Here is a 24,054-nt window from a genome sequence, read left to right as displayed (position 1 = left end):
CCTGTGGCTTGACCACGGGGTGACAATAGTCTTAAGGAGTAATTAGTGGATATTAAGTTAGGAAAATATAAGCCGACAAAGGAAGAATGTATAAAAAGCTTTAAAGATATGCTCCTACTGCGTCGTTTTGAAGAAAAATGCGGTCAGTTATACGGAATGGGAGAAATCGGTGGTTTTTGTCATTTATATATAGGGCAAGAAGCAGTAATTTCTGCAGTAGATATGGTTAAACAAAAAGGTGATAGCACTATTACTAGCTATCGTGACCATGCTCATATTATTTTAGCAGGAACTGAGCCTAAGTATGTTCTTGCCGAGCTTATGGGGCGTGTTACAGGTTGTTCGAAAGGTAAGGGTGGCTCGATGCATTTATTTGATGTACCAAACAAATTTTATGGTGGACACGGTATAGTAGGGGCTCAAGTACCGATAGGCACAGGGCTTGCGTTTGCTGAAAAATATAACGATACGCATAATATCTGTTTTACTTTTTTAGGTGACGGTGCCGTTAATCAAGGTCAGGTATATGAAGCTTTTAATATGGCTGCTTTATGGGGTTTGCCGGTAGTTTATATTATTGAAAATAACGAATATTCGATGGGGACGTCTGTAGCACGTTCTACCTTTATGCGTGATTTATATAAGAAAGGGGAATCGTTTGGGATTAAAGGATTTCAGCTAGACGGTATGGATTTTGAAGAAATGTATGACGGCTCTAAGCAAGCAGCCGAGTATGTTAGAGAAAATAGCTTTCCTCTGATATTAGAGGTAAAAACTTATCGTTATCGTGGGCATTCGATGTCCGACCCGGCAAAATATCGCAGTAAAGAAGAAGTTGAGCAATATAAAGAGCGTGATCCGTTGGTAATAATAAGAAAAACGATACTCGACAATAAATATGTAACCGAAGGGGATTTAAAAGAAATAGAACAGTTGGTAAAAGAAATTGTGAAAGAAGCAGTAGAATTCTCAGAAAATTCACCGCTACCTGATGAAGGGGAGTTGTATACACAGGTGTACTGTTAAGGCGTTATTGCGAGGAAAAACTGTAAGTTTTGACAAAGCAACCTCAGGAATTTGTTATTATTTCATGAGATTGTCACGCAGCCTACGGCTGCTCGCAATGATGTTCATGCAGGTAAGCCTCTTTGCAATGACGTTTAATTTAATCAAATAAAAAAGAAAAATGCAAATAACGGTACGTGAAGCATTGCGTGATGCAATGCAAGAAGAGATGATAAGAGACGACAAGGTTTTCGTCATAGGCGAGGAAGTTGCGGAATATCAAGGAGCTTACAAGGTAACTCAAGGATTACTAAAGCGATTTGGTCCTAAGAGGGTAATTGATACACCGATAACGGAATATGGTTTTGCAGGGCTTGCAGTCGGAGCAGCTTTTGCAGGACTTCGCCCGATCGTGGAGTTTATGACCTTTAACTTTGCTATGCAAGCATTCGATCACATAGTTAATTCAGCTGCAAAAACGCATTACATGTCAGGTGGGCAGGTCAAATGTCCGATAGTATTTAGAGGACCAAACGGAGCAGCAAGTAGAGTAGCTGCACAACATAGCCAAAATTATACAGCTTGCTATTCCCACATTCCGGGATTAAAAGTAGTAGCTCCTTATAGTGCAGAAGATCATAAAGGACTTATGCTTACAGCTATTAGGGATGATAATCCCGTTGTTTTTTTAGAAAATGAAATTTTATATGGTCATAGTTTTGACATACCGGAAACAATCGAGCCTATACCCTTGGGGCAGGCAAAAATTTTAAGAGAGGGTAATAGTGTCACTATAGTCACTTTCTCGATTCAAGTAAAACTTGCCTTAGATGCTGTAAATGTTTTGCAGAATGATAATATTGATTGCGAGGTTATTGATCTTCGCACTATTAAACCGCTTGATACTGAGACAATAATAGAATCAGTGAAAAAAACTAATCGTTTAGTTGTGCTGGAAGAAGGGTGGTTTTTTGCCGGTGTTGGTGCAAGTATAGCTTCTATTGTTATGAAAGAAGCATTTGATTATTTAGATGCTCCGATAGAGATTGTAAGTGGCAAAGATCTTCCCCTTCCTTATGCTGTTAATTTAGAAACACTAGCTCTGCCCAGTGAGAGCGATGTAATAGAAGCCGTTAAAAAGGTTTGTTATTATAGTATTTAATGTATTAGTTTAGTTTTTTCATCATTGGGAGCAACTGAAAGGAGCGTGGCAATCTCATAAATCAAGATTCCAGAGATTGCTTCGTCAAAACTTACAGTTTTTCCTCGCAATGACGGTGTCAACATTTTTTAAGCATACCTACTTTGCAGCTCTTTTACGGTCGTTAGGGTCAAGTAGAGCTTTACGTAAACGAATAGATTTTGGTGTTACTTCAACTCGCTCGTCATCTTGTATATAGCTGATTGCCTGCTCTAACGTTAAAAGCATTGGTGGAGTTAGCCTTATGGCTTCGTCTTTACCTGCTGCTCTAACGTTGCTCAGTTGTTTCGCTTTTAGTGGGTTTACCTCTAAATCATTATCACGATTATGTTCGCCGATAATCATGCCTCTATATACTTTATCACTAGGGTTTATAAACATTTTCCCCCTTTCTTCTAGATTCCATAGAGCATATGCGACCGCTGCTCCATCACCGTTAGAGATAAGCACGCCGTTACGTCTTCCCTCGATATTTCCTTTATAATCAGCGTATCCGTGGAAAATACGATTCATAATTCCTGTGCCTCGTGTTTCAGTTAAAAATTGGCTGTGATAGCCGATTAACCCTCTAGACGGTCCAATAAACGTAACACGGCTTTTACCGCCGCCTGATGGCCTCATATCAGTCATTTCGGCTTTTCTCAGTGCTAAAGATTTTACAACTACTCCAACATAATCATCATCAACGTCAACTTGGATTTCTTCCATCGGTTCTTGCTTATTACCTTTCTCATCAGTTTGGAATAATACTTCGGGTCTGCTAATAGATAGCTCAAACCCTTCACGACGCATAGTTTCAATTAAGATACCAAGTTGTAACTCACCACGCCCTGCAACTTGGAAAGCATTTTTCTCGGCAGCTTCAGTAACTTTTAATGCAACGTTACTTTCAAGCTCACGCATTAACCTAGCCCCAATTAAGCTCGACGTAACTTTTGTCCCTTCGCTTCCTGCAAGCGGTGAGTCATTAACGCTAAAAGTCATGGATAAAGTCGGTGGATCGATAGGTAGAGACGGTACGGCCTCGGTTACCTCAGGGGAGCAGATAGTATCGGCAACGTTGGCGTTTTCAACGCCTGCTACGGCAATAATATCGCCGGCTGTAGCATCATTTATAGCGATTCGCTCTAAGCCTCTAAAGGCTAATATTTTAGTTATACGTCCGGTTTCAAGTACTTTATTCTTACGATTTAATACTTTTACGTTTTGGTTAATTTTAACGGTGCCGCTTTGTACACGACCTGTTAAAACCCTACCGAAGAAAGAATTATATTCTCTAGTAGTAACAAGCATAGAAAACGGTGCTTTGTCATCGGCTAAGGGTTTTGGTACATGCTGTACTATAAGGTCGAAAAGTGGTGCTAAATCATCTGCTAAATTGTCTAAAGGATTAATTTTATCATCAAAGGTTAAAGATGCTCTACCTGCTCTACCTGATGCATAAACTATAGGGAAGTCAAGCTGATCGTTGTTTGCTTCAAGTGCCACAAATAGCTCAAATACTTCATCGATAACTTCTTTAATTCTTTGGTCATCTCTATCGATTTTATTAATAACGACAATAGGTTTTAAGCCGAGATTTAACGCTTTAGAAAGCACGAATTTTGTTTGCGGCATTGGTCCTTCCGATGCATCGACAAGTAGCACTACACCGTCAACCATGCTAAGGATGCGTTCTACTTCACCGCCAAAATCGGCGTGTCCTGGTGTATCAACTATATTGATACAGATATCGTTCCACATAAGAGCAGTGCATTTGGCAAGTATCGTGATTCCACGCTCACGCTCAAGATCGTTAGAGTCCATAGCACGCTCAGCAACTGCTTGGTTAGCTCTAAATGTTCCGCTTTGTTTAAGCATGTTATCAACAAGCGTAGTTTTCCCATGATCAACGTGGGCAATAATTGCTATATTACGAATAGATGTCATCTTTAAAAATTCTCACAAGTTTACAATAGTTTTTCGTATTATACACTAAAATACCAAAAATTGGAATATAAGTTCTTGAAAAAGAAATTGATTTAACTGCAGAATAAAAATTACTAAGGATTTTTAAGCTTTAAAATAAGAGAAATTAATGAACGATAATACAGCTTTATTTATATTTGATTGTGACAATATTTTAGTTGGACATTCGCATAATTATATAGGAGAGAGATTAGGAGGTTTAATAGCGCGTAATATACAAAATCGCTTTTTTAGCTCCTATGAAGAACGAGAGCAAGAAAAAGTTAGGCTTGAGTAAAAATTTTCTATAGAGCTGATGGAGAAATTCTTAGATAATGAAAATTTAGGTTGGAAAAATGAAGAGCAAATAGCACGCCTTTTTAAGAATATTATATTGTCCGGTCAAAAATAGCTATAGCATCATTTAATGACTATCCTCATGCTGTAAAATATGCATTAGAAAGGTTACTAGGAAAGGAAGATGCAGCAAAAATTTATATAAACTCAGCTTTACCTTCTAATAATTTTGAAGAAATACAAAATTGTACTAAAAAAGAATATATAAGAGAAATAATTAATAATACCGAAATAACTAATAAAAAACGTATTTTTCATGGATGATGATATTAAACATGTCAATGCTGCAAAAGACTATGGTATTACAGCAGTTTTGGTTAAGAACAAAGGAACAGATCATATTCATAAAGCTTTTAATTTTTTATATGAATTTAATGAACAGCATGAAATTTATGTTGAGCTAGAAGAACCGGCTACTGAAAACCTTTGCTTAGTGATGAAGAGAGTACTTATTTAAGTCCTGAAGCAATAAAAGCTATTTCGTTTGAACCTATTTCTAGTGATTATTATTCGGATGGTGAATATACACCATGGGGGGAGGTGGGAATGTGCCAATGTTAGGTAAAGGTTAAGTTTTTAATTATAGACAAATTGTTTGATGTTGTTTATTCTTAGATTAATAAGGGTGTTGCTCCAGTGTCATTCCCGCGTAGGCGGGAATCCAGTCATCTTGAATGGTCATCCCGCGACTTGATCGTGGGATCTCAGGATACTGTCTGTGACACAAGATCCCGTGGTCAAGCCACGGGATGACAATCCTAGCCGACACCGTTTAATCTAAAAGGATCAAGGATGATATACCGAATATTATGTTTATGCATATTCATAATAAATTTCTCAACGATTACGGAGGCACAAAATGTGCCAATTAAAGAAGATAATTTTAAAGTTAGAGTAGCTGTTGCTGATGTCCAATCTATATTGGAAGGTTCGATCGCTATAAAAGATTTGCGTAAAAAAATCGAAAAGCTTAATCATAAAATTCAAGAGGATATTGCTGCAAAAGAAGCAGAATTTAAACCGCTGGAAGAGAAGCTGCTAAATGAGCGTTCTCATTTAAGTGAAACCGAATTTGAGCATAAAGTAAACGAATTTAATGCAAAAGTTAGCCACGTTAGAAAAGAAATTCAGATTAAGAAAACAAAGCTTGAACAAGCCCATGCTGAGGCTATGAGTAGAGTCCATGAAACAACTATTACAATAATTAGTGAACTTGCTGAGAAATATAACCTTAATTTGGTAATTCCAAGTTCTCAAGTCTTATATGCCAAAAATAATTTGAATATAACTTCCGAAGTGACTTTTATGTTGAATGAGAGATTAAAAGAAGTAACAATAAACTATTGATAGTGTTGTATGGATTTTTGTGTGTCATTCCCGCGTAGGCGGGAATGACATAAACAAGAGAGTATTTAATATGGTAGAATTTACACCGATTACAATTGCATACGGGGACGGTATAGGTCCTGAAATAATGGAGGCAGTGCTTTATATATTACGTAAAGCCGAGGCTCGTATTCGTTTAGAAACCATTGAAGTAGGTGCAAAGCTTTACAAGAAGCATTATACTTCAGGTATAAGCGAGGAAAGTTGGGAATCAATACAACGCACCGGTATTATACTTAAAGCCCCGATTACTACTCCGCAAGGTGGAGGATATAAAAGTTTAAATGTCACGATTCGTAAAACATTACAGCTTTTTGCTAATATTCGTCCTTCTGTTTCGTTTCATCCTTTTACTAGAACATTACATCCAAATTTGAACCTAACTATTATACGTGAGAATGAGGAAGATTTATACGCAGGTATAGAATACCGCCAAACGCATAATATGTATGAGTCAATGAAGTTGATAAGTCATACAGGATGTGAGAAGATTATTAGATATGCTTTTGAATATGCAGTAAAAAATAACCGTAAAAAAGTCACGTGTTTAAGCAAAGATAATATTATGAAATTTTCCGATGGGGTTTTGCATAAAGTATTTAATGAGATTGCAAAAGAATACCCGGAAATTAATAACGCGCATTATATTATCGATATCGGGACGGCAAGGCTTGCTACCAAACCGGAAATATTTGACGTTATCGTAACTTCTAATTTATATGGTGATATCATATCTGACGTAGCTGCTGAAATTTCAGGCTCGGTAGGTCTTGCAGGTTCTGCAAATATTGGGCAGCATTATGCGATGTTTGAAGCGGTACATGGAAGTGCTCCCGATATTGCTGGTGAAGATATCGCAAATCCGTCAGGGCTTTTAAATGCTGCAATAATGATGTTAGTACATATAGGGCAGGGTGATATCGCTACATTAATCGAAAATGCTTGGAAAAAAACTATAGAGGATGGCGTTCATACAGCCGATATATATAACGAGCAGAGTTCTAGTAAAAAAGTCGGTACAAAAGAATTTGCCGAAGAAGTAACGAAAAGATTAGGACAGTCACCGACAAAGCTACCTAAAGCAGATTATCCCTTAATTGCTGAGAAGCAAGAAAGCAATATAGATTATAAAATTGATACTAAAGAAGTTAAGCAATTGGTCGGTACGGATATATTTGTGAATATGAATGTATCTTCTGCTCACGATATAGCAGATAAAATTAATAAACTTGATCTTGGTAATTTTGAGTTAAAAACAATCTCGTCAAAAGGATTAAAGCTGTGGCCTTGTGATACAAGGTTTGAAACTGTTTCCGATCATTGGTGTTGTCGTTTTATGAATAAAGATGGTACAGAAATAAAGCATTTAGATATAGCAAGATTGCTTGAAGCTTTAAGCACAGCAAATATCGATTTTATCAAAGTAGAGAATCTGTTTGAATTTGACGGAGTTGCAGGTTATAGCTTGGCTCAAGGTGAGTAAAAACGTCATTGCGAGTGAACTTTAATTCGTGCGGCAATCTCAGGACTTTTGCATGAGATTGCCTCGTCAATTATTTCATAATTTCCTCGCAATGACGAAAAAAGGATAAACACAATGACACTATACTATATAGGAATTTTATTAGTAATTATTGGATTATTTGCTATATTTTCAGGAATAATCGGTTTTTTTAGATTTCCTGATTTTTATACTAAATTACATGCAGCAAGTGTTATTGAGAGTTTCGGCGTGCCTATTTGCTTAATAGGTTTTGCGTGCATTGAAGCAGATATTGTGAACTCTGCTAAATTAATTTTAGCGGCTTTATTGATTTTTATACTAAATCCGGTAGCAACTCATGCACTTGGTAAAGCATCTTTATTTATGAAAATTAGAGCTTGTAGTACTGTCATTGCGAGGAAAATTACGAAGTAATTGACGAAGCAATCTCAGGATGCTTGATAAGATTGTCACGTCGAAATTACGTTCCTCCTCGCAATGACGTTAAATTTTAACAACCATATGATAGTAAAGACAGCTTTAAATTTTGATCTCGGCAATTACCTACTTAACTTAATTGTTTTTTTATTGATATTAATCTCGATAAAAATAATTTTTGCTAAAGATTTACTAAATGCAGTGATTGCTGCTTCTGTATTTAGCTTATTAATTGGTGTATCTTATCTTATTATGGATGCTCCTGATGTCGCAATGACTGAGGCAGCACTTGGAGCTTGCTTATCAACATGCGTATATTTGAATTTGTTGCGTAAATTACCTTTGGATTTAAAGAATATTGAGAGAACTAATATTATTCCAGCAAGTTTAATATGTTTATTGTTTGTAGTAACTCTTGCTTATATGGGGCTAGAATTACCGAATTACGGTGATGATAATGCTCCTATTCATATGCATTCAAGTAAATATTATATCGAAAATACCTCTAGAGATATAGGGGTACCTTCTTTTGTTGCGGCTATTCTTGCAAGTTATCGTGGATATGATACTTTAGGTGAAACTAGCGTAATTTTAATTGCAGGAATTGCTGTGCTGTTGATATTTTCAAGAAAGTTTGATGATGTCATATCGCGGCTTGATCGCGGTATCTTAGGACACAGCAGGCGATACAAGATCCCGTGGTCAAGCCACGTGATAACAAATCCAATAATAAAATATATTACTAGTTTTATAATACCTTATATAATTTTATATAGTATATATATTCAGCTTAACGGTGAGTCTTCGCCGGGTGGTGGGTTTCAAGCAGGTGTTATATTTGCATCTAGCCTTATTGCTTATGATTTAGTTTACGGTAATCGAAAATTAAGCCGATATTTTCCTCCTAACGTGCTAGTTTGTATTGCGGTTTTAGGTGTAGCAATATATGTAATTGTAGGAACAATATCACTCTTTTTTAACGATAATTATTTAAATTATTATTCACTAACAAATTTTATCAATGATAAGCTACTTGCTCAGCATATTGCGATAGTTATTGTTGAAATTGGTATAGGTTTAACTGTTGCAGCTATTATGTACTTAATTTACAACGTATTTAATAATTATGAATAGTCTATTTGTACTAATTAAGCGTGAATTTATAGTGCAGAATCGCATTAATAATATAATTAAATATCTAGTTATATTTTTTTTATTTTGCATAATTAGTACTGTTTTAATTAACAGTGAAAGGGATATTAACAAATTCGGTTTAATTTTTTCGGTAATTTGTTTATTAATTTCATTAATCGGTTTTTCTTCAGTTATATTTAAATCTGATTTGGAAGACGGAAGCTTAGAGTTATTATTATCAATTGTTAGTCATGAAGAAATTATATTGGCTAAATTTTGTGCTATATTTATCAGCAGTACGATAGGGCTGGTTTTTGTTTTACCCATTATTTATGTTTTTTTTGATCAAACTTTGCTTGAGATAATATTTTTCTTTATTAGTGTATGGATGATATTAGTGTTATCAAGTAGTTTAGTAGTGTTATCCGGTAGCATGCAATGTTATTTTAAGAGGGATGCTAACTTTGTCGGTACGTTTATCATGCCGTTATTAATTCCGAATATTATAATGACAGGTTTAATATTACAAGATAATAACTTACAATTAATTTTTATTATGATAGGAATTAATTTAGTATTTTTACCGATTTCACTCTTCTTGAGTTCCTGTTTAATTAAAAATATTTATAATATTACGTGATTTTGCTTTATTTTTACTAATGTAGTGATATAAAATAAGATGAATATTATTAATAAATTTTTTTGAGCAAAATATATGTGGCAGGCTTTACGAAGGTTAATGGCAGCAAATCCTATGGGATTTTTTCTGTGGTCTATTATCACTAAATGGTATTTAATTATAGCAGTTGCTTCCTTAATTACTGTATATTATACAGTATTGGGCTTAAAAAAAATTGGGTTTATAGATTATTTTACTGAAACTACAGTTGAGATATTAGATACAACTAAAGCAGTTGCTCAAAATTGTACTACAAAACTCGGTCCTAATTGGAATCATTTAGTTAGTTTTTGGAATTGCTTAAGTGATCCTGGCGAATATAAGCATGAAGAAGGGACAGGAGCAAAAGTGTTAGAAGATGAAATAAATAAGCTTACGCCAAAACAAGCAGATAGTGCTGCAGACGCTGAACGTCCTATAATAAATCCTTATGAAGAACTAGAAAATCCAAATAATCTTAATAATACCCCAAGCGGTAGTAATAATAATCGTTAATTTATGTCATTTTAATATTATATGTCGGATACTGAAAATAATAAAAACAAACAAACAACACGTCGTGATTTTATGGTTCTAACGGCTAGTAGTGTTGCAGCAGTTGGGGCAGCATGTACTCTTTGGCCTCTCGTTGATTCTTTAAACCCTTCTGCGGACGTGCTAGCTTTATCATCAATTGAGGTTGATTTATCAAATATTGCGGTAGGTCAAACAGTTACGGTTAAATGGCAAGGTAAACCAATTTTTATCACTAACCGTACGTCTGACAAAATAGCTGAAGCAAGAGCCGTTAAAATGTCAGAGCTGATTGATCCTGAAGCAGATGAAGCACGTGTGAAAGCAGGGCATGATAATTGGCTGGTGACGATCGGGATCTGCACGCATTTGGGTTGTGTGCCGCTTGCTAATCAAGGTGAATATGATGGATGGTTCTGTCCGTGCCATGGTTCACAATATGATTCTTCAGGTAGAGTTAGAAGAGGTCCTGCTCCTTTAAATTTAGCTGTGCCGCCTTACACTTTTGTTAGCGACAAAAAAATTAGAATCGGGTAATTTATTTATGAATGAAGATATTACCCCTAAAAAGCCTAATTCTATTATAGAATGGATAGATTATCGTCTTCCTATTTTTACGTTCCTAAAGCATTTTAGTCATTATCAAACTCCGAAAAATCTTAGCTATTTATGGAATTTAGGCTCTATTACCGGTATTGCGTTAGTAATTCAGATAATCACCGGCGTCATACTTGCTATGCACTATACTCCGCATATTGATCATGCTTTCGATAGTGTTGAGCGAATCATGCGTAATGTGAATTACGGTTGGTTACTGCGTTATACTCATGCGGTAGGTGCATCGATGTTTTTTGCCGCCGTATACTTACACATAGCAAGAGGTTTGTATTACGGCTCTTATAAAGCACCTAGAGAACTGCTTTGGCATATCGGTATCATCATTTTTCTAACCATGATGGCTACTGCTTTCATGGGTTACGTGCTTCCTTGGGGGCAGATGAGCTACTGGGGAGCAACGGTTATTACTAATTTATTTTCCGCTATTCCGTTAATAGGGGAATTCATAGTTACGTGGTTATGGGGTGGTTTTTCTGTTGATAACCCGACATTAAATAGGTTCTTCTCACTGCATTATTTATTGCCGTTTATTATTGTTGCTTTAGTGATGCTGCATTTAGTGGCCTTACATCAGCATGGTTCAAATAACCCAAAAGGGATAGATGTAAAAAGCCCTAAAGATACTATTCCGTTCCACCCTTATTATACCGTAAAGGATTTTGTCGGTTTCGGAGTTTATTTCATAATATTTGCCTATTTTATTTTTTACGAACCTAATTATTTAGGACATCCCGATAATTACATTCCGGCAAATCCGTTAGTTACGCCTGCCCACATTGTCCCTGAATGGTATTTTCTGCCGTTTTATGCAATACTTAGAGCCGTGCCGTCTAAGCTCGGTGGGGTGCTATTAATGTTCGGAAGTATATTTGTGTTATTCTTACTACCTTGGCTTGATACTTCAAAAGTTAGAAGTAGCAATTATAGACCGATATACCGCATTGCTTTTTGGATATTTATGGCAGATTGTTTATTGCTTGGTTATTTAGGTGGGCGGCCGGCAGAAGAGCCGTATATTACCATTAGCCGTTTTGCTGCTTGTTATTACTTTTTCCATTTCTTAGTAGCTTTGCCGCTGATAGGTAAATATGAAAAACCGCTGCCATTGCCGGAGGAGTTGTAAGAGTTAAGTCATTGCGAAGAGATGTCATTGCGAGGAAATTGCATAGCAATTGACGAAGCAATCTCAGGAGTTTATTATTATTTCATGAGATTGCTGTGTAGCATATGGCTGCTCGCAATGACGTTTTTTGTATTATACAAATTTATGAAGTAACCAATAGTATATATAGTAACTAACAAGAAAAATGGTATACTCTTATACTGGTGTTATTTCTAATTTAATAAAAAGAATATATCAACACAAAAATGATACAATTAGGTGGTTTAGTAAAAAGTATAATTGCAAAATTTTAGTATTTTATGAGCTCCATCAAACTATGAATTCAGCAATAAATAGAGAAAAATAAATTAAAGCCGGTTTAAGAGACAAAAAAATTAGATTAATAGAACTGTAATAAAAACATCATTGCAAGGAAAGACAAAATCTCAACACGACAATCTTATAAAATAATAATAAACTCCTGAGATTGCTTCGTCAAAATTTTCAATTTTCCCTTGCTTGCAATGACGACTCAAAAAAATTTATGAAAACTAAAGTACTTATCTCTATCATCATACTACTAACTTCGTGCTTAAGTTTAGCCAACAAAGAAGTATTACATCCAAAAAAGATGAAATGGTCGTTTGACGGCGTATTTGGTACAGTTAATCGTGAAGCAGCACAAAGAGGTTTTCAGGTTTATAAAGAAGTTTGTAGTGTCTGCCACGGTTTAAACAATTTATATTACCGTAATCTTAAAGATATTGGCTTTTCGGATGACGAGATAAAAGAGATTGCCAAAGGCTATACGATAAAAGACGGACCTAATGATGAAGGTGAGATGTTTGACCGTCCCGCTCTTCCCTCTGATCGTTTTGTACCTCCTTATCCTAATGAGCAAGCAGCAAGAGCAGCTAATAACGGTGCCCATCCTCCTGATTTATCGTTGATAATAAAAGCACGTCATGACGGAGCTAATTATATATATTCGCTACTTACCGGCTATACCGAACCGCCGGCAGATTTTAAGCTGATGCAGGGAACTCATTATAATCCCTATTTCCCTGGCGAGCAAATAGCAATGCCGCCGCCGCTTACAGACGGGCAGGTAACCTATATGGACGGTACTAACGCAAGTGTAGAGCAGATGTCGCAAGATGTTGCGGTATTTCTACAATGGGTAGCTGAGCCGGAAATGGAACATCGTAAATCTATGGGTCTTAAAGTTATGATGTTTTTAGTGGTATTTACTATCTTTTTCTATATTGCAAAAAACCGCATTTGGTCTAATTTAAAGTAATTGTTGAGTGGATCAGTTTTCCTATTATTGGCGTTGTTGTATGGATCATTAAACATGTTCGATGTCATTTCTGCGAAAGCAGGAATCCAGTTTTTTTAATCTAATTATATACTAAATTTTTATATAGTTTGCTGTGTTTTTATCATTTTTTACTGGATTCCTGCTTTCGCAGAAATGACATAAATAATCAGTCCATGTCCATGCTGCCCCTTTTTGCCTCTTTCTTATTATAATGACTTATCTTTGCTATACTTCCTAAAATTTATATAGATAGGCATTTATGATTACTTATAACAGGATTTATTAGTTCAATAATTCCTGAAATTTTGAAAATATATAAAGATATTAACGACAAAAAACACGAGATAAATATTTTAGACCGTCAAATTGCTAATAACAAACTTAATTAGTCTAAAACTTTTACAGAGCTTACCATATCACAAGAAATGGCAGAGCAATATTCTCTTTACTCCACTTATAAATCAGGTGTTAGTTGGGTTGATGCTTTAAATGGTTCGGTAAGACCCGTGCTTTCCTATAGCTTTTTTGCAATGTATAGAGGAGTTAAATATGTTCAATATAAATCGTTAAAAAGTTTTGCTCTGCTAGTTGAATATCTAGATAGGAGCATAGAAGATCAAACTATTTTTGCGGAGATTATTAGTTTTTATTTTGGGCAGCGTACTTTCAGCAAATTATGGAAATATAAGACTTGAATTTTAAATAGATAATTTTATATGTTTAAATATATAACTAACAAAATTAATGGTGGTTTTATGTTAAAGAGCATAAGATTATATATTCCGTCTATAGCAGCTATAATTTTATCTAGTAATATTGCAATAGCTAATAAGAATTATGATTCGGGTAATGCAATGCCACTGCGTCAGGTAGCAGATTTAATAGATAATCAAATTACAAATATTGATAATTTATTTAAAAATAGATTGCCGCTTTATGAATCTAATAGCATAAAAAGCAATTTTATTACTAAAGATAAGCAGTATATTATTGTTATGGAAGTACCTGGCTTTAATAAAAGTCAAATTAAGGTTAAAGTAAACGGTAACAAATTATTTATTACAGGGAATATAGAAGAAAAAAATAAAGCTGATGATTTAGATAATTATATGAATAAAAATTTTAATTATGTAATATCATTATATGAAGATGTAGATCAGGCAAATATCTCTTCAAGCCTTAAGAATGGGATACTTACTATTATTCTACCTCGTATTGAGGTTAAAGAACAAGAAGCAAGAGAGATAGTAATTGATTAATCAAGCATTGCTAAATATTATAATTTTTCTGAAACAAAACCTTTCTCTATATAGTTAGGTAATTTTATTAGCTCCTGCTTTAGTTCATTATCTACTCCCATGGTTTCAAATTTTCGATCGACTAAGAAAATTATAGGTTTAGTGTTATGAATAAAGAAGAAGTCAAAATTCGGTTTGTTATCAAAATATCGATTAACACGAGGAAAATGATAAGCATGAGTAACAATAGCAATTTCGGCGTTACTTAAGTCAATATTACCGTTCTCATGCTCTTTATATAGAGTTTTAAATTGTCCGCCGGTATTGGTTTGGTTTTCCGGCAGCGTAAAAATATAAAAATTTTCTTTTGGATAATCGGTAATAATATTTTTATCAAGCGCTTCTTATAGTAATTTATTATCATATACGCTACGCCGTTAAATAAAATCATCGGTCCGTATTTTCTTCATATGTTAGGCTAGATATTTGCTTATCAAGTTTTTTAGCTGCTACTTCTCTTGCAATCTCTATACCAAGCCTCATCCTATTATATCCGTCCTCTTTATCTGCAGCCTTTATATTTTGAGTATCGGAATTGATAGGTATTTTGGTATAAGAATGTCTTGCGGATAAAACCCATACATATTTTATATTCTTATCTATCTGAGGATTTTCGGTTACATAAATATTTTGTATTTCTGAGATAAAATTCTTGCGAATTTTTTCATTAGCAGGATCAAACTCTAGATTATTTAAATCGGTTATTACCTGCTCAAAATGTTTATCTTGAATAAATTTTAAGTTTTTATAGTTTTTCATGTTGCGATAAAAATAATAAGGTTGAAATATGAAAATGTCATACCAAAAGCTTGACCATGATATCAAGAAAAATAACTTTTAGTAATTTATTCGTTTTTTAGCTTTGCTAGATCTTGAGGGGTAGGCAGGAATTTTTCAAGCTTTTTAGGTAATGTTGCTGTAAGCTTAAATTGTGGTACTCCTATTGGTTTTTGGATGCCTTCTATAGTGTATTCTACAGTAATACCTTGTTTTTCTTCGCACAAAATTAACCCAATTATAGGATTTACGAATTATCTTTAATTGTGCGATCCATTAAATTAAGATAAAAATTTAGTTTACCGGTATATTCCGGCTTAAACTTGCCGGTTTTTAATTCAATAACAACATAGCATTTGAGTTTTATGTGATAAAAAAAACTAAATCCAAATAATAATCTTCTCCCTCAAGTTCTATATGATACTGATTGCCAACAAATGCAAAACCTTGTCCTAACTCTAATAAAAAGTTTTTAATATTATCTATCAATTTATTTTCTAAATCTCGTTCTATTATTTTACCTTGAATATCTAAAAATTCTAAGTTATATGGGTCTTTTATAATCGGCCTTGCTAAATCAGACTTGTAGCTCAGGTAAAGTATTGGAAAAGTTATTTATACCTTCCGCTGACCTTTCATGTAAATTACTTTTAATTTGCAAAGATAATACATTTCTTGATCAACCATTTTCGATGGTTTGTTGTGCATACCAAATTCTTTGATTTATATTTTTTAGTTTTGAAAAAATAATAATATTATGACTCCATGGGATTTCTCCAACCGCCTGTTGGAGAATTTGATCATTATTATATTCTGCAAAAAACTGACGCATATTAAGAAAGGTTTTGATATGATAATCCTTTCATTTCAGGAAATTCTTTACGCAAATCATCAGAAATATTTTGAATAACTTTTGATCCACATTTTTCTTTATTCTGACGTTCTAAAATTAATTTTTCTATATTCCAATAAGGAACTATCAATTCTTTATTCACTGCTAAATGGGCTCTATACTATAATACGAGCTTTGCTAATTTCTTGTTTTAAATTTTTAATTAAATCAGTATATGATTCGTTACTTAAAGTATTGCTCATTGATTTTCACTACTTCTTACCACCCGCATTCATAGCAAGGTTTGCGGAAATAAATTCTTCAAGGTCACCGTCAAGCACTCCTTTAGTATCGGAAGTTTCATAATCGGTACGTAAATCTTTTACCATTTGATAAGGTTGCAAAACATATGATCTAATTTGATGCCCCCAGCTATTATCGGTTTTAGCGGCATTCTGCTCATTAACGCTATCGGTACGTTTTTGCATTTCAAGCTCATAGAGTTTGGCTTGAAGCATTTTCATAGCTTGAGCTTTATTTTTATGCTGCGATCTATCGCTTTGGCATTGTGTTACCGTACCGCTCGGTATATGAGTGATACGTACAGCTGAATCGGTAGTATTAACGTGCTGCCCGCCGGCTCCCGATGCTCTAAAAGTATCGATTCTTAAATCTTTATCCTCAATAGTAATTGCTATATTATCATCAATTTCGGGATATACCCAGCTACTTGCAAAGCTAGTCATTCTTTTACCGGCTGCATTAAATGGAGAAATACGCACTAATCTGTGAACGCCAGCTTCGGTCTTAAACCAGCCGTAAGCACGCTTTCCTATTATCCTAATCGTGCATGATTTAATGCCTGCCTCTTCGCCGTTAATCATATTGATTATTTCGGTTTTAAAGCCGAGTCTTTCGGCAAAACGCAAATACATACGCATCATAATAGACGCCCAGTCATGGCTTTCAGTTCCCCCGGCTCCAGCATTAATCTCTAAAAAGCAATTATTACCGTCTGCTTCACCTGAAAACAAACATTCCGTTTCAAATTTGGCAGCAATGATGCTTAAATTTTTTAAGTCCTGTTCAATTTGTGAAAGTGTTTCTAAATCGTTTTCGGCTTTAGCCATTTCTTCAAGTTCTAAAGCATCTTTTAAATTGGATTTGAGTTTATTAAAAGCGTTTAGTTTTTCTTCTAGATTACTTTTTTCTCGCAGTAATTTTTGAGCATTAGCCTGATCATTCCATAAACTAGGATCGGCTGTTAACTCTTCTAACGCGTTCAGTCTTGCAGTTGATGCTTCAACGTCAAAGTGACCTCCAAAGTAGTTCTAAAGACTGCTCAATTTTTTTTACATAATTTTCTATTTCAGCTCGCATTATTTTTTCCTGTTATAAATTTCGATTTTGTTATATATTATAGTGGTTTAGTATCATCCCGCGATTTGATGGCGGGATCTCAGGACACAGTCTGTAATTACAAGATTCCGCCGCGATCAAGCCACGGGAGGCAGACAATAAACAAATGCAAATTATATCACAATAATTATGAATAATCAAAAATATATAAGGAACTTCTCAATAATCGCCCATATTGATCACGGTAAATCTACGTTAGCCGATAGGTTAATTGAACATTGCGGTGGCTTGCAGGCTAGGGAAATGAGCCAGCAAGTGCTAGATTCGATGGATATTGAAAAAGAGAGAGGTATAACTATTAAGGCACAAACCGTGCGGCTTGTATATAAAGCTAAAGACGGTAACACCTACTATTTGAATCTAATGGACACTCCCGGGCATGTCGATTTTGCTTATGAAGTTAGTAGGTCACTTGCTGCTTGTGAAGGCTCGTTATTGGTAGTTGATAGTACGCAAGGAGTAGAAGCACAAACGCTTGCCAATGTTTACCAAGCAATCGAGAATGATCATGAGATTGTACTGGTGCTTAACAAGCTTGACCTACCGGCGTCAGAACCTGAACAGGTTAAGCAGCAAATAGAGGATATAATCGGAATCGATGCAAGTGAGGCTGTGTTAATCTCTGCTAAAAGCGGTATAGGGATTGATTTAGTTTTAGAGGCTATAGTAAATAAATTACCTCCGCCAAAAGAAAGTAGTTCTGATATTTTGAAAGCTTTGCTTGTTGATAGTTGGTATGACCCATATCTTGGCGTGGTTATTTTAGTACGTGTTATTGATGGTTACTTACGTAAGAATATGCGTATTAAAATGATGGCTACTAACTCGGTTTATACCGTTGAGAATGTTGGCTATTTTACTCCGAAAAAACATATTTCGGATGTTCTGCATGCAGGCGAAATCGGCTTCTTTACTGCAGCTATAAAGCAAGTAGCGGATTGTAAAGTTGGGGATACTATCACTGATGAAAAAAAGCCTTGTGAGCAAGCTCTACCGGGTTTTAAACCAAACTTACCCGTAGTGTTTTGTGGTCTTTATCCAACGGATAGCTCGGAATTTGAGCATCTAAAGGATTCACTAGCTAAATTACGCCTTAATGATGCTAGTTTTGAGTATGAAATGGAAAGCTCTTCGGCACTCGGAGTAGGTTTTAGATGCGGCTTTTTAGGGCTGTTACATTTAGAGATAATCCAAGAACGTTTAAGTAGGGAATTCGATTTAGATTTAATCACTACCGCTCCAAGCGTGGTATATAAAATTCATATGCTGGACGGTGAGAGCTTAGAGATACATAACCCGGCAGATTTGCCTGATTTACAAAAAATCGAATCAATGGAAGAGCCTTGGATTAAGGCAACTATAATGGTACCTGATGAGTTTTTAGGTGCGGTACTATCGCTTTGTGCGGAAAAGAGAGGGGGGCAGCTCAATCATAGCTATATAGCAAATAGGGCTAAAATAATTTATAAATTACCGCTAAATGAGATAGTTTACGATTTCTACGATCGTTTAAAAAGCTGTTCTAAAGGTTATGCAAGCTTTGAATGGCAAATGGATGTTTATGAACCTTCCGAACTTGTTAAGCTTGGGATTTTGGTTAACGCAGAGGCGGTTGATGCACTATCCACAATTGTACACCGCTCACGTGCTGAGCAAAGGGGGAGGGCATTATGCGTAAGGTTAAAGGATTTAATACCGAGACAGCAGATTGATATAGCAATTCAAGCAAGTATAGGTAGCCGTATTATCGCTCGTGAGACTATTAAAGCCCTACGTAAAGATGTTTTATCTAAATGTTACGGCGGTGATATAAGTCGTAAACGTAAATTACTTGAGAAACAAAAAGCAGGTAAAAAGAGAATGAGACAGTACGGTAATATCGAAATTCCGCAATCTGCTTTTATTGCAGCTTTAAAAATAGGTAATGAATAAAACTTTTTTATTTTATATAAAGAAAACGCTAGACGTTATAATAAAGATTTGTTATAAGGAAGTATCTGAATCTTCCAGATGCTTCTAATGTTCCTCGGTAGCTCAGTGGTAGAGCAAACGGCTGTTAACCGTTCGGTCGCTGGTTCGAGTCCGGCCCGGGGAGCCATCCCTCGATTTTTGACAAATTTACTAATGAATCAAACGGCGGATGCAGCATAAAGTCAAGCTTTATGCATGTTAATTTAATTGTCGAAAACACAGTTTTTATTAGGTGTCTTTTTCCCTCAGTATTCGACAAAACAAAATATTGATGTGCATTGGCAACTAAATATTACCCTAAAACAATCATTACCTTTATTATGCTCTGCTATCTCTAACATTACTTTATCACGACGTGTTGTTAATTTATATTTGTCTTCCTTCGTATTCTTCATTTGTAAATATACCTTCTAAAAGTTTACTTCTAAGCTGATCAAGGCTATTTTTTCACTGATAAGCTCTTTATTTAATTCTGTTATTCTTGTATTATAATAATCTTTTTCATATTTTGCCGATTCTTTAACACTTTTAATTATTTTGCTCAATAAATCAGGCTCAATATACATTGATATTTGTTCTATAATTCTTTAGTAACAATAGGCTCATAAATATGAGGGTAGTATTTGTTACCTTTTTTATAATGTATTACTCCGTGATAAAAAGTATTATTTAATATTTTATGTCTGGCAATCGGGCGTATTAGATGTGTTAGTTAACCCTTATTCACTTGGTACAAGCGACGGTATAAGAATAAGATTTATGCAGGATATCAATATTGCCATAAGACATCCTGAATCTTTTGCCGTTGCTAGGAAATAATTAACTAGCTTTTCTTGCTACTTCCATAGTACGAATACGATTTTAATATGAGGCCATTCATTACGCTGGGCTAATTTTAAATCATATCTTGCTTGTAAATTAATCCATAACTGGGCTGAAGTGTGAAATATTTACCTAATCTCGGTGCCATATCAGCTGTAAGAGTTCGTTTGCTATGCACTATAGCATGAATACGGCTAGGTGGTACATCAATATCACGAGCTAGCTGGTTTTGACTTATATTCAAAGGCTTTATAAATTCTTCATATAAGACATCACCAGGGGTTATAAGGTCAAGTAATTGGGTCATAAATATTCTCCTAATGATTATTAACAGCTATGGTTAATGGGTATATGTTATTATACATGAAATCATAATCAGAATAGCAGGACCCAGTTTACTCTTACTGGACTTTTATATAAGACAGTTGCAGAAGTAGAGCAAATAAGAGTAGATGAATGGTACCATTGGCTCGCTTATTTTAGACTGAAAAAATCTAGAAAACAGATCAACCTAAGAAAATAAAGGTCAAAATATTTAATTATTTTTTATTTAATAAGCTTTAATAAGCGTTTTTGGTTATTTTGTATCTCAGAATTTCTTGAATCAAGTTCAAGTGTCTTATTATAAGCGTCAAGTACTACTAGCCTATATTGACCTAGCTTTTCTAAAGTTAGACCTTTATTATTATATATTTTTGAAAATTTAGGATTAGACTTAATAGCTAATTCATATTTTCCTAAAATAGCTAAATTAGTACCTTTATTATAATAATATACTGAAGAGTCTCTCTTATCCTCTAATGCCAAAGCTGGATTAATTTGAATAAAGATTAATATAAGACTTAAAATTAAATATTGTCGGTAGTTTTGTATATTTTTCTTGTGAATTAAATTTTAGTATAAAAATACACTGAAAATAAACTATTAGAAATAATAAAAATTATTGTAAGTAAATAAGACTACTAAGGAAGTTAGAGTAACTTTTCGGGGGATTGATAAAACTAGGGGGAGGCGGATGTTGTGCCTTTGATGTTGTAACCAAAGGCAACACTTGCCGTGGTAACCTAGTTGCTCCGGTTTGGCAATTCAGTCGGGCTATCGGTATCCACAAAAATTTTGTTCACCTAGACCGCAGAATTACACTGATTTAAAACAAATCAATTAGCACTCTTACGCAAGAACCTAGAAATTTACCCGCACTTTTAAGCTACCTTGTTGAGCAAAATATTTACTCGCCACATTCGCATCATAATTAATGCCGTATTCCATCATTTGGTGTTTGGCAGTCACACCGACACCAAAGTTAAAGCTAGTTTTAGCAGGCTTAAAGCTATTAGTCGTAAATGGGCTGTCCATCCCTTGTAACCTAGCATCGATAGCAGGAGTTTTATCTTTAAAGTTATAGTCTAGCATGCCGTAAATTGCAGGGATTAAAACTATATTTTCTATGTTAATATCTTTTTGACATCCTAACACCTGTAAGCCCTTCAGTCATATTATACTTCTTCCCTTTAACGATTAAATTTTGGAAAGTTGTACCGGTCTTAGTATATCCTGAATCTCTAATATCGGAATATCTAATCCCCACGGTCGTTGTTAAATTAATCGCTTTCGGAGCTAAATAACTGTAACCGGCTAAAATCTGTCCGGTATATGAACGTGATTTATATTTACCGATTGCTGTTTCATAACTGATCAAATTCCTACCCAAAGCAATATTACGCTGTGAATAATTCTTAACTTTACTATCACCGTAAGAAGCTATACCTTCAAAAAACCAATTTTTATTTGGTACATTATATAAGTCGTATAAAGAGTAAATATTGCTCTGTACTTTACTTTTATCGCCGACATTATTATTTTTCTGCTTTACCTTAGTATCAGCTCTAGTATAAGCAACGCCAAGTAAGAAATCATCGCCTACTCAACTATCAAAACCGACAGTACCGCCGGTTAAGTTAGATTTATAACCACTTAGATTATTTTGTGCCTTTTGAGTACTTATTGCCAACAAAAGGACTAGTCCATGTACCGAAATCTGCTTCTGTCTCATCGTTGGCAGAAATAGCAACTTTATTTATTCGAGAATCTAAAGAAGATAAATTACCGACTATACTATAAGATACAACTTGCATATTTACTGCAGTTATTACCGCTCCCGGTCTTACCATATCTGGTGTAACACGATCTAGTGTTTCTTTTTGCTGCTCAATAGTAAAAAAAACAAACTCGTCTTGAAACGTATCCGTCTCAATATCTTCAGATGCATGGATCGGTGTTGCAATATCTTGTGCCTACTCCGGTGTAAAACTGCCTTCATCTATTTCTTTTTGCAATATTTCATTGGCTATATTAGTAACCGATAAAGTTAATGATAAAGTATTTATCGACCATTTAATGAAACTCTTATCATTACCGTCAATGAAAAATTTAATTTTATCGGCAGACAACGGAATTAGGCCATTTCCATCCTCTGAAGATATTAGTGAATGTTTAGTATTTTCATTTATTTCTCTTATATGTACGTCAGTGCCGTTAAACTGAATTTCTAATTCATCTAGTGAAGATAAATCCATTTTACTACCGGGTGTAATCACTATATTACCACCGGAATTTTTTGCTTGATCATAGCTTGTAGCCACAATTAGCTTACCTAAAAAACTGCTTTGACCGGTATATGATACCGGTACTGCATTTAAATTAATCGTAGTACGTTACCGGTTAAATTACCATTAAAGGCAAGTTTATTGGTAAATACTAAAGTTGCTCCGCTTGCAACTACACTATTAGCCGTTATATTGTTAGCAAATATATTTACCGAGCCGGGTGATAAGGTAATAATACCGTTACTATTAACGCTACTTGCAAAACTTGTCTTATTATTTGTCGTAATGTTACCAACCGGATTTGTTGCCGTACCTTATACAACCTATAGCCAAATTATGTTTTTGTATGATTGGTAAAAATAAGTTGAAAATAAGGTAAATTTTACTACTAAAATACTTATTACGATGTAATATAGCTTTTGGAAAGAATTCTAATAATTTACAAAAAGTTTTTAAAAATGACTATTAATAATGATGTTCATATAAATCAGTTAAAAACAACTGTGAAAGCAGCAATGCTTATTCGTAACGTAAACCAAACCAATTGATCAAGTATTTGAAGCTTTTATAAATCCTAATATTACCTCAAAATTTTGGTTTACTAAAAGTAGCGATAAGCTAGAAGTTAAGAAACAAAGCACTTGGACATGGAAAATGTACGGCTTCTCAGTTCAAATTAACATGCAGGAAATTGAAAAAAATAAAAAAATACTTATTGATGGGATGCGTATAAAAACCCTAACATTGGTAGAATGGCAGGTTACTTCGATTAGTTCAGAAGAAACTTTTGTTACCATTACAAATACCGGTTTTATAGGTGATGAAGTAGTAAAACAGATTATTTTTCAATTAGAAGATTTATCTTGGTGCTTGCCGGAGCTAAGGCATTTCTAGAGCATAATATTATTTTAAATCTTGTAATTGATCGCTTTACTAAAAAAATAGATTAATAAAAGAATTAAAACTTTAAATTTTCCTTTAATAGTTTAATATGAGAAAAAAATTAAACTTTAAAGATACGCTTCCTATAGTAGCAGCTAAGAATATGCAAACTTCAATTCTAAATCCATTAATAACAAGACTAAAAACCTTATATAGCTCTCTCATGATACTTTACCAAAACTAATAACGTAAAATTACAGATA

The 24,054-nt window shown here is 34.5% G+C and carries 31 protein-coding genes, 1 tRNA gene and 4 pseudogenes; 20 read left to right on the top strand and 16 right to left on the bottom strand.

Annotation, left to right across the window (positions count from 1 at the left end; translation table 11 throughout):
* Positions 1–45: 45 nt before the first annotated feature.
* Entirely contained in the window at positions 46–1,026 is a 981-nt protein-coding gene (gene pdhA, locus AB4K15_RS00180; protein ID WP_032073996.1) for a pyruvate dehydrogenase (acetyl-transferring) E1 component subunit alpha, read from the top strand.
* Between the two features lie 160 nt (positions 1,027–1,186).
* Positions 1,187–2,167, top strand: a complete 981-nt coding sequence (locus AB4K15_RS00175) for a pyruvate dehydrogenase complex E1 component subunit beta (protein WP_500224838.1) — start codon at positions 1,187–1,189, stop codon at positions 2,165–2,167.
* Positions 2,168–2,305: 138 nt separating this feature from the next.
* Here the strand turns inward: AB4K15_RS00175 and typA are convergent, their stop codons facing one another.
* Positions 2,306–4,135, bottom strand: coding sequence for a translational GTPase TypA (typA, locus tag AB4K15_RS00170; RefSeq protein WP_500224841.1), 1,830 nt, complete (start codon positions 4,133–4,135; stop codon positions 2,306–2,308).
* A gap of 148 nt (positions 4,136–4,283) precedes the next feature.
* Between typA and AB4K15_RS00165 the strand changes: the two genes are divergently transcribed.
* From AB4K15_RS00165 to AB4K15_RS00100, 14 genes are all read left to right on the top strand, one after another.
* Positions 4,284–4,451, top strand: coding sequence for a hypothetical protein (locus tag AB4K15_RS00165; protein WP_500224844.1), 168 nt, complete (start codon positions 4,284–4,286; stop codon positions 4,449–4,451).
* Positions 4,452–4,766: 315 nt separating this feature from the next.
* Complete coding sequence (locus AB4K15_RS00160; RefSeq protein ID WP_500224847.1) at positions 4,767–4,967, top strand: hypothetical protein; 201 nt, start codon at positions 4,767–4,769, stop codon at positions 4,965–4,967.
* Between the two features lie 335 nt (positions 4,968–5,302).
* Positions 5,303–5,857 (top strand): OmpH/Skp family outer membrane protein, encoded by a 555-nt coding sequence (locus AB4K15_RS00155; RefSeq protein WP_032073999.1) that lies wholly within the window; start codon positions 5,303–5,305, stop codon positions 5,855–5,857.
* 70 nt (positions 5,858–5,927) lie between these two features.
* On the top strand, positions 5,928–7,379 hold the full coding sequence (locus tag AB4K15_RS00150; RefSeq protein WP_032074000.1) for an NADP-dependent isocitrate dehydrogenase: 1,452 nt from the start codon (positions 5,928–5,930) through the stop codon (positions 7,377–7,379).
* A 114-nt stretch (positions 7,380–7,493) separates the two neighbouring features.
* Positions 7,494–7,814, top strand: coding sequence for a Na+/H+ antiporter subunit G (locus tag AB4K15_RS00145; protein WP_032074001.1), 321 nt, complete (start codon positions 7,494–7,496; stop codon positions 7,812–7,814).
* 63 nt (positions 7,815–7,877) lie between these two features.
* Positions 7,878–8,951 carry a DUF4040 domain-containing protein gene (locus tag AB4K15_RS00140; RefSeq protein ID WP_500224848.1) on the top strand — a complete coding sequence of 358 codons (1,074 nt, stop codon included), beginning with the start codon at positions 7,878–7,880 and terminating at the stop codon, positions 8,949–8,951.
* The gene (locus AB4K15_RS00135) at positions 8,944–9,591 is read left to right on the top strand and encodes a heme exporter protein CcmB (RefSeq protein WP_032074003.1); all 648 of its coding nucleotides are present in this window, start codon (positions 8,944–8,946) and stop codon (positions 9,589–9,591) included. The genes AB4K15_RS00140 and AB4K15_RS00135 overlap by 8 nt, the downstream gene beginning before the upstream one ends.
* Before the next feature lie 75 nt (positions 9,592–9,666).
* The gene (locus AB4K15_RS00130) at positions 9,667–10,125 is read left to right on the top strand and encodes a DUF2670 domain-containing protein (protein ID WP_032074004.1); all 459 of its coding nucleotides are present in this window, start codon (positions 9,667–9,669) and stop codon (positions 10,123–10,125) included.
* A 21-nt stretch (positions 10,126–10,146) separates the two neighbouring features.
* Positions 10,147–10,680, top strand: coding sequence for a ubiquinol-cytochrome c reductase iron-sulfur subunit (petA, locus tag AB4K15_RS00125; protein WP_032074005.1), 534 nt, complete (start codon positions 10,147–10,149; stop codon positions 10,678–10,680).
* Between the two features lie 7 nt (positions 10,681–10,687).
* Positions 10,688–11,884 (top strand): cytochrome b/b6, encoded by a 1,197-nt coding sequence (locus AB4K15_RS00120; protein WP_032074031.1) that lies wholly within the window; start codon positions 10,688–10,690, stop codon positions 11,882–11,884.
* 184 nt (positions 11,885–12,068) lie between these two features.
* Positions 12,069–12,230, top strand: coding sequence for a GIY-YIG nuclease family protein (locus AB4K15_RS00115; protein WP_500224852.1), 162 nt, complete (start codon positions 12,069–12,071; stop codon positions 12,228–12,230).
* 177 nt (positions 12,231–12,407) lie between these two features.
* The gene (locus AB4K15_RS00110; RefSeq protein ID WP_032074006.1) at positions 12,408–13,163 is read left to right on the top strand and encodes a cytochrome c1; all 756 of its coding nucleotides are present in this window, start codon (positions 12,408–12,410) and stop codon (positions 13,161–13,163) included.
* Positions 13,164–13,609: 446 nt separating this feature from the next.
* Complete coding sequence (locus AB4K15_RS00105) at positions 13,610–13,879, top strand: hypothetical protein (RefSeq protein WP_032074007.1); 270 nt, start codon at positions 13,610–13,612, stop codon at positions 13,877–13,879.
* Positions 13,880–13,951: 72 nt separating this feature from the next.
* The gene (locus AB4K15_RS00100) at positions 13,952–14,443 is read left to right on the top strand and encodes an Hsp20/alpha crystallin family protein (protein WP_500224893.1); all 492 of its coding nucleotides are present in this window, start codon (positions 13,952–13,954) and stop codon (positions 14,441–14,443) included.
* A gap of 244 nt (positions 14,444–14,687) precedes the next feature.
* On the opposite strand, the pseudogene AB4K15_RS00095 reads toward AB4K15_RS00100, so the two are convergent.
* The 7 genes and pseudogenes from AB4K15_RS00095 to prfB all read right to left on the bottom strand — a co-directional run bounded on the left by AB4K15_RS00095 (position 14,688) and on the right by prfB (position 17,471).
* A pseudogene (locus tag AB4K15_RS00095) lies at positions 14,688–14,873 on the bottom strand (hypothetical protein).
* A complete protein-coding gene (locus AB4K15_RS00090) occupies positions 14,870–15,241 on the bottom strand; it encodes a hypothetical protein (RefSeq protein WP_500224855.1) in 372 nt (123 codons plus the stop codon). Before AB4K15_RS00090 ends, AB4K15_RS00095 begins: the two are co-directional and overlap by 4 nt.
* 86 nt (positions 15,242–15,327) lie before the next feature.
* Positions 15,328–15,626 (bottom strand): annotated as a pseudogene (locus AB4K15_RS00085) (PDDEXK nuclease domain-containing protein).
* A pseudogene (locus tag AB4K15_RS00080) lies at positions 15,623–15,920 on the bottom strand (PDDEXK nuclease domain-containing protein). Before AB4K15_RS00080 ends, AB4K15_RS00085 begins: the two co-directional pseudogenes overlap by 4 nt.
* An 18-nt stretch (positions 15,921–15,938) precedes the next feature.
* Positions 15,939–16,091: a DUF1016 N-terminal domain-containing protein gene (locus AB4K15_RS00075; protein ID WP_084698794.1), complete on the bottom strand. Its 153-nt coding sequence runs from the start codon at positions 16,089–16,091 to the stop codon at positions 15,939–15,941.
* 1 nt (position 16,092) lies between these two features.
* Entirely contained in the window at positions 16,093–16,254 is a 162-nt protein-coding gene (locus AB4K15_RS00070) for a DUF1016 N-terminal domain-containing protein (RefSeq protein WP_500225633.1), read from the bottom strand.
* A gap of 109 nt (positions 16,255–16,363) precedes the next feature.
* A protein-coding gene (gene prfB / locus AB4K15_RS00065) for a peptide chain release factor 2 (RefSeq protein ID WP_500224860.1) occupies positions 16,364–17,471 on the bottom strand; the annotation gives its coding sequence in 2 pieces (ribosomal slippage) (positions 16,364–17,401 and positions 17,403–17,471; 1,107 coding nt in all).
* Between the two features lie 168 nt (positions 17,472–17,639).
* Between prfB and lepA the strand changes: the two genes are divergently transcribed.
* Both lepA and AB4K15_RS00055 read left to right on the top strand, forming a co-directional pair.
* Positions 17,640–19,442: a translation elongation factor 4 gene (gene lepA / locus AB4K15_RS00060; RefSeq protein WP_500224862.1), complete on the top strand. Its 1,803-nt coding sequence runs from the start codon at positions 17,640–17,642 to the stop codon at positions 19,440–19,442.
* Positions 19,443–19,533: 91 nt separating this feature from the next.
* Positions 19,534–19,608 (top strand) — tRNA-Asn (locus AB4K15_RS00055).
* A 118-nt stretch (positions 19,609–19,726) separates the two neighbouring features.
* Here AB4K15_RS00055 and AB4K15_RS00050 read toward each other — a convergent pair.
* The 8 genes and pseudogenes from AB4K15_RS00050 to AB4K15_RS00015 form a co-directional block, all read right to left on the bottom strand.
* Positions 19,727–19,876, bottom strand: a complete 150-nt coding sequence (locus AB4K15_RS00050; RefSeq protein ID WP_500224864.1) for a hypothetical protein — start codon at positions 19,874–19,876, stop codon at positions 19,727–19,729.
* A gap of 15 nt (positions 19,877–19,891) precedes the next feature.
* A complete protein-coding gene (locus AB4K15_RS00045; RefSeq protein WP_500224866.1) occupies positions 19,892–20,026 on the bottom strand; it encodes a hypothetical protein in 135 nt (44 codons plus the stop codon).
* A 350-nt stretch (positions 20,027–20,376) separates the two neighbouring features.
* A complete protein-coding gene (locus AB4K15_RS00040; RefSeq protein ID WP_500224869.1) occupies positions 20,377–20,610 on the bottom strand; it encodes a HigA family addiction module antitoxin in 234 nt (77 codons plus the stop codon).
* A gap of 239 nt (positions 20,611–20,849) precedes the next feature.
* A complete protein-coding gene (locus tag AB4K15_RS00035; RefSeq protein ID WP_500224872.1) occupies positions 20,850–21,110 on the bottom strand; it encodes a tetratricopeptide repeat protein in 261 nt (86 codons plus the stop codon).
* A gap of 375 nt (positions 21,111–21,485) precedes the next feature.
* Positions 21,486–21,779 carry an autotransporter outer membrane beta-barrel domain-containing protein gene (locus tag AB4K15_RS00030; protein ID WP_500224875.1) on the bottom strand — a complete coding sequence of 98 codons (294 nt, stop codon included), beginning with the start codon at positions 21,777–21,779 and terminating at the stop codon, positions 21,486–21,488.
* Positions 21,754–22,164, bottom strand: a pseudogene (locus AB4K15_RS00025) (autotransporter outer membrane beta-barrel domain-containing protein); the annotation flags it as partial. The gene AB4K15_RS00030 and the pseudogene AB4K15_RS00025, both read right to left, overlap by 26 nt.
* Positions 22,165–22,282: 118 nt before the next feature.
* Positions 22,283–22,474 carry a hypothetical protein gene (locus AB4K15_RS00020; RefSeq protein ID WP_032074011.1) on the bottom strand — a complete coding sequence of 64 codons (192 nt, stop codon included), beginning with the start codon at positions 22,472–22,474 and terminating at the stop codon, positions 22,283–22,285.
* A gap of 123 nt (positions 22,475–22,597) precedes the next feature.
* Entirely contained in the window at positions 22,598–22,945 is a 348-nt protein-coding gene (locus AB4K15_RS00015; RefSeq protein WP_032074012.1) for a hypothetical protein, read from the bottom strand.
* 105 nt (positions 22,946–23,050) lie between these two features.
* Between AB4K15_RS00015 and AB4K15_RS00010 the strand changes: the two genes are divergently transcribed.
* A complete protein-coding gene (locus AB4K15_RS00010; RefSeq protein ID WP_032074013.1) occupies positions 23,051–23,266 on the top strand; it encodes a hypothetical protein in 216 nt (71 codons plus the stop codon).
* 186 nt (positions 23,267–23,452) lie between these two features.
* Positions 23,453–23,803 carry an SRPBCC domain-containing protein gene (locus AB4K15_RS00005; RefSeq protein ID WP_500225651.1) on the top strand — a complete coding sequence of 117 codons (351 nt, stop codon included), beginning with the start codon at positions 23,453–23,455 and terminating at the stop codon, positions 23,801–23,803.
* The last annotated feature ends 251 nt before the right edge of the window (positions 23,804–24,054 follow it).

This window comes from Rickettsia aeschlimannii, assembly GCF_047973405.1.
GTDB lineage: Bacteria > Pseudomonadota > Alphaproteobacteria > Rickettsiales > Rickettsiaceae > Rickettsia > Rickettsia rickettsii.
This window is presented reverse-complemented; position numbering and strand designations above follow the sequence as displayed.